General features: G+C 76.4%; 4 protein-coding genes. All 4 read left to right on the forward strand.

From position 1 onward, the window contains the following. On the forward strand, positions 1–861 hold an 861-nt coding region (locus AOJ26_RS39545), incomplete at its 5' end, for a type II secretion system F family protein (protein WP_053853172.1). After that, complete coding sequence (locus AOJ26_RS39550; RefSeq protein ID WP_053853173.1) at positions 858–1,646, forward strand: type II secretion system F family protein; 789 nt, start codon at positions 858–860, stop codon at positions 1,644–1,646. The genes AOJ26_RS39545 and AOJ26_RS39550, both read left to right, overlap by 4 nt. A gap of 148 nt (positions 1,647–1,794) precedes the next feature. Next, complete coding sequence (locus AOJ26_RS39555; protein WP_053853174.1) at positions 1,795–2,016, forward strand: DUF4244 domain-containing protein; 222 nt, start codon at positions 1,795–1,797, stop codon at positions 2,014–2,016. Continuing rightward, positions 2,003–2,368: a TadE family type IV pilus minor pilin gene (locus tag AOJ26_RS39560; protein ID WP_053853175.1), complete on the forward strand. Its 366-nt coding sequence runs from the start codon at positions 2,003–2,005 to the stop codon at positions 2,366–2,368. The genes AOJ26_RS39555 and AOJ26_RS39560 overlap by 14 nt, the downstream gene beginning before the upstream one ends. The last annotated feature ends 1 nt before the right edge of the window (position 2,369 follow it).

Below are 2,369 nucleotides of genomic sequence, written 5' to 3' on the forward strand. Positions count from 1 at the left end.
GGCGGGCGGCGCTCCGAGGTGCGGCGGGCGCGGGTGCTGCTGGCCGGCGGCGGGGTGGTGGGAGCCGGGCCACCGCCGTGGCGGCGGCTGACGGGGGAGCTGCGGCGGGTTCGTGGACGGCTGGGGTTCGAGTGGTGGGCGGTGGCCGCCGGGCTGGTGCTCGCTGTGCTCGGGGCCTCGGTGCTGCCGGTCGTCGCGGGGGCGGCCGGAGTGCCGTTGCTGCGGCGGGTGCGGCTGGCAGGGGAGGAGCGCCGGGTGCGTGAGCGGCGGGCGGCCGCGGTGATCGCGCTGTGCGCGGTGGTCGCCGGGGAGGTGCGTGCCGGGCGGCAGCCGGGGGAGGCGCTGGTGCGGGCGGTGCGGGAATTCCAGGAGCCGGGAGACGGTGGGGCCGGCTCGGGTGGATCCGGTCCCGGGACGCCGGAGTTCGGCGGGCTCGGGGAGACGCAGGCGGCGGTGCTGGCCGCGGCCCGGTTCGGCGGGGATGTGCCCGGGGCGCTCGCGACGGCGGCTCGACAGCCCGGTGCCGAAGGGCTGCTCGGACTTGCCGCGTGCTGGCGGGTGGCGGTGGACCAGGGTGCGGGGCTCGCGGCCGGGCTCGACCGGCTCGAAGGGGCGTTGCGGGCCGAGCGGGACCAACGGGCCGACCTGCGCGCCCAGTTGGCGGGAGCGCGGTCCACGGCGTGGATGCTCGCCGCGTTGCCGGTGCTGGGGCTGGGCCTCGGGGCCGCACTCGGCGCCGATCCCCTGCACGTCCTCCTGCACACCGGGACCGGGCTGGGCTGCCTGCTGGCCGGTGGCCTGCTGGAAGGGGTCGGCATGTGGTGGGCGACGCGGATCGTACGGGGAGCGGAGGAATCGTGAGTGGGGAAGTCGTCCACAGGCTGTGGGCGGTGCTGGGAACCGCGCTGGCGGCCGCCTGGCTCGGCCGGTGGGCCGTGGCGGTGCGGCGCGAGCGCAGACTGCGGCGGCGGCTCGGAGAGCTGCTGGCCGTCGCGGAGGCCACGGCCGAGCGGCCGCGGTACGAGGGGCGGGAGTTCGCGCGCCGGTGGCTCCCCGTGCTCGGCGTCGGCTGTGCCGGGTGGGTGCTGGTGGGCGGAGTCGCCGGTGTCGTGGTCGGACTGGTCCTCGCGGCCGGGTTGTGGCGGTGGCGGCAGCGGCAGACGACCGGCGTGGACGCCGGGGAGGCCGACGCGCGCGAGGCGGCCCGGCAGTTGCCGCTCGCCGCCGATCTGCTGGCCGCCTGTATCGCGGCGGGCGCCGGTCCGGTCATCGCGGCACAGGCCGTGGGCGAGGCGCTGGGCGGGCCCGTGGGAGAGGGACTCGCCCGCGGGGCGGCGGAGGTACGGCTCGGCGGTGAGCCGGGCGAGGCCTGGCGAAGGCTCGCCTCGACACCGGGCGCCGGGGCGCTGGCCCGGCTGCTGGAACGCGCCGATGTGACCGGGCTGCCCGCGGCCGGGCCGGTCGCCGGGCTCGCCGCGGACGCCCGCGCCGACTGGGGGCGCGCCGCGACGACCCGGGCACGGAGGGCCGCTGTGCTGGTCACCGCGCCGGTGGGGCTGTGTTTCCTGCCCGCGTTCATCGCCGTCGGCGTGCTGCCGATCGTGATCGGACTCGCAGGAGGAGTGCTGGGAGGAGGGGGTGGGTGATGACGGCCGACAGCCGGTGAGCAGGCGGACGAGCGGTCGGAACGCGTAGCCGGGCGAGCGGTCGGGCGAGCGGTCGGACCAGCCATCAGACGCAATCAGGCGAGCAATCAGACGGTAATCAACAGGACTGAGCCTTACGGGGGTTGAGATGTACAAGACGGTACGGGCGCGGATGCGTGCCCTGGTGTGCAGGACGGTGTGCCGGGTGCGGTCGATGCGCGGGGACGAGGGCATGGTCACCTCCGAGTACGCGATGGGGATCGTGGCGGCGGTGGCGTTCGCGGTGGTGCTCTACAAGGTGGTCACGAGCGGGGCCGTCAGCGCGGAACTCCAGGCCATCGTGAAGCGGGCGCTCGATGCGAAGGCGTGAACGGGCGGGCGACCAGGGGTTCGTGACGGCGGAGTCGGCCATGGTGCTGCCCGTGCTGGTGATGTTCGCGATCGCACTGGTGTGGGGGCTGCTCGTGGTGGCCGCCCAGATCCAGTGCGTGGACGCGGCCAGGACGGGCGCCCGGGCGGCGGCCCGTGAGGACTCCGCCGAGGCGGTCGTCCGGGTGGCCCGGGACACGGCACCGCGTGACGCGGAGGTGACGGTCTCCCGGGAGGGCGACCGGGTCCGTGTCGTGGTCGTGGCGAAACCACCCGCACTGCACGGCCTGCCCTTCGAGGTGCGGGAGGAGGCCGTGGCGCAGGTGGAGGCGACGGTGGGGGAAGGGGGATGAG

The organism is Streptomyces sp. NRRL B-24085 (assembly GCF_001282115.1).
Classification (GTDB): Bacteria; Actinomycetota; Actinomycetes; order Streptomycetales; family Streptomycetaceae; genus Streptomyces.

Excerpts from the sequence above, each read along its gene's own strand:
- AOJ26_RS39560 (WP_053853175.1), top strand. The coding sequence starts at position 2,003 with ATGCGAAGGCGTGAACGGGCGGGCGACCAGGGGTTCGTGACGGCGGAG.
- AOJ26_RS39555 (WP_053853174.1), top strand. The coding sequence starts at position 1,795 with ATGTACAAGACGGTACGGGCGCGGATGCGTGCCCTGGTGTGCAGGACG.